The following is a 6,864-nucleotide window of genomic DNA, read 5'->3' as shown; positions in this document are numbered from 1 at the left end:
GCTTGGATACCAACACGGGCGTCTGACCACAGGGGCCCAGGTGCGGGTCACGGTGGGCTTCAAGCTGAAGCCCACCTCATCGATGAAGACGAGTGTTTCTCCGGCCTCAACTTTTTTTTTCCAACTCGGGCACCGTGGTGTCCACCCAGCTGACGAGGGCCTCCTGATCCTGTTCTCGTGCCCGCCTCATCGGTTTCTGTGGTGTGAATCCCCACTGCCGTAAGAGCCGACTGAGGTGATCGACGTCGTACCACACGTCGTAGGTCTGGCCGATCAGCTCGCGCACCTGTGGGCACGTCCAGCGGGCATTCGGGGCCTGCGCGGGGCCCGGCCCCGCGCTGAGGATCGTCATGATCTGGGCGCTCTGAGCGTCCGTCAGTCGTGGTGTGCGGCCTGGAGCAATGGTGGCTTCAAGAGAGCCCTGCGTGCGCAGACGTTGTCGCCATCGTCGAACGGCACTGCTGCTGACGCCGCACCGTTCGGCGATCTGGGTGGAGCTCAGCTCCCCTGCGCGGAGATACGGTTCAGCGAACAGTCGCCGTTCTTCCATCTGTTCGCGGGTCCACCGGGTGGGTTGCCAGGCTGGCAGCATGCCCTCATCCTACCCCTCTCGTTACGCTCCAACGCAGGAATCAATAATGTGTTGAATCTTGGCACTGGGTGACACGCGTTTAGGAAGTCCCCGCTCCCCCGCTGGTATTGCTTGCCCCTCTTTCGGAACTCAACGCATTATTGCGATAATCAGCTATGGATTGGGCTTTTCTCACGCAGCTTACCGCTGTCCCCACCAGCTCCTCTCCTGCGACGTGTCCTATAGCCAGGTGCAGGAGCAGCCAGAATTGTCCCCAGCCCCACGCCAGACACAGTTGTCTTGGTATCGCAATCACAGCTTCCATCTGAGTATTTCCCCGAAAACGATCCTCAGGGTGTTGCGGCAGTTGTTGATATCAAAGATGGTGTGTACACCGCTCAAAAGGGGCAAGAATTCACACGATTGGAAGTGGCGGAGCTTGAGAGACGTCAGGGACTCATCGGAATGCATATTCCGCCCGCTTACCTTCAGCCAACCCTGTCCAATTTTAGATTTCAGAATCAAGTTATATGCAGAACCAAAGAGCTAATTACACAATGTTATCTGATCAGCGTAGAGAACTGCGTATTCTTAGAACGGCAAGCCTTTGAAGTACAAGCACAACCTGTACCGCCCCTTCTGCGCGGTTCGACGTCAGATGATTTACTGGAAAATTCCTGAGTTGTCAGTATATTATTGATCGAGATTCCGGATTAACACTTTTCCGACGCGTCGAGAGTACTGGCAGGCGAGTTGATGTTATGATTGTAAATGCATTTAAGTGTACATTTATTTAAACGGGCTTAGCAAGGATTTGCTAAGCCCTTATCCTCTAAGCGTTCAGTAGATGCAGTCCTCGTAGATAGTGCCAGTATAGAGATCAGGTGAATAGCTGACGATACCGCCACTGAAATTAGTGTATTTTACATTGATACTGCCGTAGTAGTATCCAGGCACACAGGGTCCAGCAGCAACATTAGAACTCCACGGAGACTTGGTCAGATTATACGGCTTAAATTAAGAATCTGTGTAGAGCTTTTACGATAGAGTGCCCCACTAGAGTGCTGGATGACCACAGGCTTGGCTTGATTTAAGCTGAGGGATGGGACGACAGAAACAGTTTGTGGTGGCGTTATCGCCACACGAGCGGCAGGAACTGACGGACATGACCCGCAAAGGCGTCCACAGTGCGCGGGTCATGACCCGCGCCCGCCTGTTACTGCTCAGTGACCAGGGACTGAAGGATCGGAACGTCCGAGCGGTGGGCGTCAGCACCGTGACCGTCGCCTCCATCCGGCGCAAGTTCGTACAGGGCGGCCTGAAGGCCGCCCTGTACGAAAGAGCCCGGCCGAAACAGCCGCCCAAACTTGATGCTCACGGGACGGCCATCCTCATTGCCGAAGTGTGCTCTGCGCCCGTCGGGCGCGAAACCTGGACGATGCAGTTGCTGGCTGATCGTCTGGTGACACTGGGGGTCGTAGACAGCATCAGTGATGAAACTGTCCGGCGCACGCTGAAAAAAACGTCCTCAAGCCGTGGCAGGTCGAGAGTGGTGTGTCGCTCAGGTAGGCGCAGACTTCGTGTGGCGGATGGAAGCCGTACTGGATACGTACGCCCTGCCCTACGATGCCCGTCGGCCGGTGATCTGCTTCGATGAGAAGTCCTACCAGATGCTCGATCACGTGCGCGATCCGCTGCCACCCGTGCCGGATACCCGGCACGGGTCGATCATGAATACAAGCGCTGGCACAGTGAATTTCTTCGTGGCTTTTGAACCGCTGATGGGTCAGCGCACCGTGACGGTCACGGAACGGCGAGGCAACGCCGAGTTCGCGGCACAGCTCCAGGCGCTGGACATGCGGTACGCGGCAGCGGACAGGATCGTGCTGGTGCTGGATCAGTTGTCGACGCACAGTCCGGCCGCGCTGTATCAACATCTCCCGGCGGAGGAGGCGCGTCGGCTGAGCCGACGCTTCGAGTGGTGTACACGCCCAAACATGCGTCGTGGCTCAACATGGCGGAACTGGAGTGGTCAGTCCTGCAACGACAGTGTCTGGGGCAGCGCTTGGCCAGTGTGGATGCCGTCGAAGCGGAGTTGCTGGCGTGGGAAACCGACCGCAATGCGCGGTCGGTGCGGGCGAATTGGCAGTTTTCGATATCGGCGGCACGGGACAAGCTCAAACGTCACTACCACTGCGATGAATAACCATCGTCATGCCTGTGGTCATCCACTAGAGTGCCACATGTAAACGGTAATGTACGCACGTAAATCCTGATTAGTAGGCCCACAGGTTAACTGCCCCTTGGTGATGATCTCGGCGTTATTGTGGCCCGATTGGTGAGGGTTTGAAACCTCCTTCGTGCAACCAGTGACGTCCTGTGCTGTGAGATCGCCGCCAGACTTTAGTGTGTCCTGTGCAGCAAAAGTCGGCCCTTCTGGGCGAGAATCGGTGACGGCGCTCGATGAGTCGCTCTCTCGCACAGTCGGGCAAGATCTGTCTGACCACATCCAGCAAGCAGCAGCGTGATGACCAAAAGGCTAACTCTTTTCATACACCCTCCTGAGTTGACAAGTCGAGGGAGGCGAAATGTGGCAAGGCCTCCTCCCGGTCCCAGGATAGAAAAAATATCCTCCCCAGAGTTGCAGATTTGCGGCATCCTTCAGCGGGTCGCCATGTAGCCTAAGCTTGCACAAACGAGCGTCTGTGCAATGTCGGACCATCTGATGCAGGCTACTTCCCACATTGCGAAACTATTGCAAATGAGCGAATGGCAACCTGTTTCGCAACCCGGAGGCCCCATGCAGATTGGCTATGCCCGCGTCAGCAAGCAACACGAACAGGACACCGCCGCGCAACTGCGGGCGCTGAAGGACGGTGGGGCTGAGCGCGTGTTCACCGAACACGCTTCGGGGGCCGCTGGGACCGGCCCGAACTCCACAAGATGCTCGACCAGCTCAGAGAAGGGGATGTGGTCATCGTCTGGAAGCTGGACCGACTCAGCCGCAGCCTCAAGGATCTGCTTCACCTGATGGAGCTGCTGGGAGATCGGGGCGTAGGCTTTCGCAGCTTGACGGAGCCATCGACACCACCACCCCGGCGGGCCGAATGATGATGCAGATGGTGGGGCCTTCGCGGAGTTCGAGCGGGCCATGATCCGGGAACGAACCCGCGCGGGCCTGGAACAGGCCCGGCTGGAAGGGCGTGTTGGAGGCCGCAAACGCAAGCTCTTGCCCATCAGGAACAGGACATCCGCGAGTCGGTGGGTCCGGGCGGCGGACAGCGGCGCAGTGTGCCCGCCTATTCGGGGTCCATCCCAGCACCATCACCCGACTGCTCCGGCGTTAGCTGGCGCGTGAAACACGACTGGTCCCCCGAAGAGCTGGCTGGGCAGTTCACCCTGACCCATCCAGAACGGGCGTTCCTGGGCTTCAAGGGCGAGGCGGCCTCGCTAAGTCTGGCTGCGCTGCTCAAGACCTTTCAGCCCAGGGCGAGTTTCTGGACCATCCCCAAGGGTGCCCGGGTGGTCGTCGATTTCCTGGCCCAGCAGCTTGCGGTCTCCCCGGCATGCTGGGCGGAGGTGGACTGGTCCACCCGAACCGCTCGGCGTTACCGCGATGAGGTGGCACACTTCTGTGGCTTCCGGGCCTTTCGGGGCTGGATGAAACCGCGTTGATCGCCCATCTCATGCCTCTGATCGCCGATCTCAATTCAGACTCGGAAACCTTGAAACAGCAGGGACGAGAGTTTTTGCGGGAGAGCGCCTCGTTCCGCCCACGGCGGAACGCCTGGGACGTTGCCTGCGCGCTGCCGTGAACAGGCAGGAAGCCCGCTGGTTGCAAGGCATTCAGGCTCGCCTCAAGCCCCAGTCCTGTCAGTCCTTGGACGCTTTGATCAGCACTGACGCGGCGGCAGATGACCTGCAACCCCTTCTGGTCATCCGCTCCACGCTGGCCGCGCTCAAGGACACCGCCGGGCGGGTCAAGGTGGACACCGTCCTCGAAGAACTCGCCAAGCTCGACGAATTGCGCGCCCTGGGGCTGACTTCCGAGGTTTTCACTGGCGTTCCGCCCAGAGTCGTCGGGCAGTACCGTCGCCGGGCGGCCAGCGAACCGCCCCGCGAATTGCGACGCCATCCCGCCCCCTTGCGCCATGTCCTGCTGGCCGCGCTGTGCTGGCAACGCCAGACCGAAGTCACCGATGACCTGGTGGAACTGCTCATCCGGGTGGCCCACCACATCGGCACCCACGCCGAGAGCAAGGTGGAGGCGGAGTTGCTGCGGCAACTCCGGCGGGTCAGGGGCAAGAGTGCGCTGCTGTTCAAGCTGGCGAAGGCCGCCCGCGCTCAGCCGGAAGGAGCAGTACGGGAAGTGATCTATCCGGTGGTGCCGGAGCCGGTTCTCGATGACCTGATCCGCGAGATGGAGGCCGAGGGCAACTATGACCGCCAGGTGCGCCTGGTTACGCGCAATTCCTACGGCCACCATTATCGCGGGCCATCTCGTTGCTGCTGGACGCCCTGACCTTCCGCTGCAATAACGACCGCCACCGGCCCATCATGCGGGCGCTGGAGCTGCTGGCGAAATACCGGGACCGCCGGACCTTGACCTTTCCCCTGAACGAGGACGTGCCGCTGGGTGGTGTCGTCAAGGACGACTGGCAGGCCCTGGTCCTCGATGACGTCGAGGGGCGCAAGGTCAACCGCGTCACCTACGAGATGTGCGTCCTGACCACGCTGCGTGACAAGATCCGCTGCAAGGAGGTCTGGGTCGAGGGAGCCGGGCGTTTCCGCAATCCCGATGAGGACCTTCCCGGCGACTTCGAGCAGAAACGGGCCGAGTACTACTCGGCCCTGGCCCAACCGGGTGAAGCTCAGACGTTTACCCGTCAGCTTCGCACCCACATGGAAACCGCGCTGGACGCACTGAACACCGATCTTCCCACCAACGCCAGAGTCAAGCTGGTCACGTCGAAGAAGGGGAAGGGGCGGCTGTCAATCTCGCCGCTGGCCGCCCTCCCCGAACCGCAGAACATCACCCGGCTGGCCGCGGCGCTGGTACAGCGCTGGCCGATGACCAACCTGCTGGATGTCCTGAAAGAAACGGAACTGCGGACCGGGTTCACCACCGCCTTCCATTCGGTGGCAGCCCGTGAGGTGCTGAGCCGTGAGGTGGTGCAGCGCCGATTGCTGCTGTGTCTGCACGGCATCGGCACCAACGCGGGCCTGAAGCGGATGTGCAGTGGGGGCGGGAGGACAGCTTCGCTGACCTCCAGTACATCCGTCGTCGCTACGTCCACAAGGAACACCTCCGGGCAGCGATCAGCCGCGTGTGCAACGCCATCTTTCAGGCTAGGGACGCCACGCTGTGGGGCGAGGCCACCACCGCCTGCGCCTCGGACAGCAAGAAGTTCGGGGCCTGGGACCAGAACCTGATGACCGAGTGGCACGCCCGCTACGGCGGTCCCGGCGTGATGGTGTACTGGCACGTCGAGCAGCATTCGGTGTGCATTTACAGCCAGCTCAAAAGCTGTTCCAGCAGCGAGGTGGCCGCCATGATCGAGGGCGTGCTTCGGCACGACACCGAGATGGCGGTGGACAAGAATTACGTAGACACCCACGGCCAGAGCGAGGTGGGCTTCGCATTCTGTCAGCTACTCGGCTTTCAGCTTCTGCCGCGTCTGAAGAACATCAAGCACCAGAAGCTGTACCGCCCCAATAAGGGCGAGCCAGAAAAATACGTCCACCTGCAAGCGATCCTGACCCGCCCGATCCAGTGGGAGCTGATCGAGCAGCAATACGATGAGATGATCAAGCTCGCCACCGCCCTGCGGCTGGGACGGCGGACGCCGAGAGCATCCTGCGGCGCTTTACCCGCCAGAACGTGCAGCACCCGACGTACCGGGCGCTGGCTGAGTTGGGGAAAGCGGTGAAAACCGCTTTCCTGTGCGACTATCTGCGCCAAGAGAGCCTGCGCCGCGAGATCCACGAGGGCTTGCAGGTGATCGAGTCGTGGAACAGCGCCAACGACTTCATCCTGTACGGCAAGGGTGGCGAGTTCACCAGCAACCGCATCGAGGAGCAGGAAATCCAGATGCTGGGCCTGCACCTGCTCCAGGTCAGCCTGGTCTACGTCAATACGCTGATGATGCAGCAGGTGCTGTCAGAGCCGGAGTGGCAGGGGCAGTTGACCGGGGCGGACCTGCGGGCCTTGACCCCACTGAAGTGGCAGCACATCAATCCCTACGGCACCTTCACGCTGAATATGCATGAGCGGCTGCCACTCAGGGTCTAGC

Annotated in this window: 9 protein-coding genes and 1 pseudogene; 8 read left to right on the top strand and 2 right to left on the bottom strand. The window is 60.4% G+C overall.

Translation table 11 applies throughout. The features are described 5' to 3' along the window. Window positions 1-106: 106 nt before the first annotated feature. Window positions 107-592 (bottom strand): winged helix-turn-helix domain-containing protein, encoded by a 486-nt coding sequence (locus BXU09_RS19745; RefSeq protein ID WP_078305908.1) that lies wholly within the window; start codon window positions 590-592, stop codon window positions 107-109. 1,466 nt (window positions 593-2,058) lie between these two features. Further along, window positions 2,059-2,484: a hypothetical protein gene (locus BXU09_RS22170; protein ID WP_346417609.1), complete on the bottom strand. Its 426-nt coding sequence runs from the start codon at window positions 2,482-2,484 to the stop codon at window positions 2,059-2,061. Window positions 2,485-2,549: 65 nt separating this feature from the next. Here BXU09_RS22170 and BXU09_RS22165 point away from each other — a divergent pair, with 65 nt between their 5' ends. The 8 genes and pseudogenes from BXU09_RS22165 to BXU09_RS19705 all read left to right on the top strand — a co-directional run bounded on the left by BXU09_RS22165 (window position 2,550) and on the right by BXU09_RS19705 (window position 6,863). Then, window positions 2,550-2,777, top strand: a complete 228-nt coding sequence (locus BXU09_RS22165) for a transposase (RefSeq protein ID WP_144012456.1) — start codon at window positions 2,550-2,552, stop codon at window positions 2,775-2,777. 504 nt (window positions 2,778-3,281) lie between these two features. Further along, window positions 3,282-3,602 carry a recombinase family protein gene (locus tag BXU09_RS21805; RefSeq protein WP_346417608.1) on the top strand — a complete coding sequence of 107 codons (321 nt, stop codon included), beginning with the start codon at window positions 3,282-3,284 and terminating at the stop codon, window positions 3,600-3,602. Beyond that, window positions 3,542-3,682 (top strand): recombinase family protein, encoded by a 141-nt coding sequence (locus BXU09_RS22065; protein WP_276205864.1) that lies wholly within the window; start codon window positions 3,542-3,544, stop codon window positions 3,680-3,682. Before BXU09_RS21805 ends, BXU09_RS22065 begins: the two co-directional genes overlap by 61 nt. 243 nt (window positions 3,683-3,925) lie before the next feature. After that, window positions 3,926-4,246: a DUF4158 domain-containing protein gene (locus BXU09_RS19725; protein WP_168174704.1), complete on the top strand. Its 321-nt coding sequence runs from the start codon at window positions 3,926-3,928 to the stop codon at window positions 4,244-4,246. A 136-nt stretch (window positions 4,247-4,382) separates the two neighbouring features. Continuing rightward, the gene (locus BXU09_RS19720) at window positions 4,383-5,093 is read left to right on the top strand and encodes a hypothetical protein (protein WP_078306013.1); all 711 of its coding nucleotides are present in this window, start codon (window positions 4,383-4,385) and stop codon (window positions 5,091-5,093) included. Window positions 5,094-5,128: 35 nt separating this feature from the next. Beyond that, a pseudogene (locus tag BXU09_RS22160) lies at window positions 5,129-5,800 on the top strand (Tn3 family transposase); the annotation flags it as partial. Beyond that, entirely contained in the window at window positions 5,764-6,501 is a 738-nt protein-coding gene (locus BXU09_RS21800; protein WP_346417607.1) for a Tn3 family transposase, read from the top strand. The pseudogene BXU09_RS22160 and the gene BXU09_RS21800, both read left to right, overlap by 37 nt. Beyond that, complete coding sequence (locus BXU09_RS19705; protein ID WP_240501544.1) at window positions 6,453-6,863, top strand: transposase; 411 nt, start codon at window positions 6,453-6,455, stop codon at window positions 6,861-6,863. Before BXU09_RS21800 ends, BXU09_RS19705 begins: the two co-directional genes overlap by 49 nt. The last annotated feature ends 1 nt before the right edge of the window (window position 6,864 follow it).

The sequence above is a fragment of the Deinococcus sp. LM3 genome, assembly GCF_002017875.1.
Lineage (GTDB): Bacteria > Deinococcota > Deinococci > Deinococcales > Deinococcaceae > Deinococcus.
The sequence above is the reverse complement of the archived record's forward strand: the minus strand, read 5'-3'. Positions and strand labels throughout refer to the sequence as shown.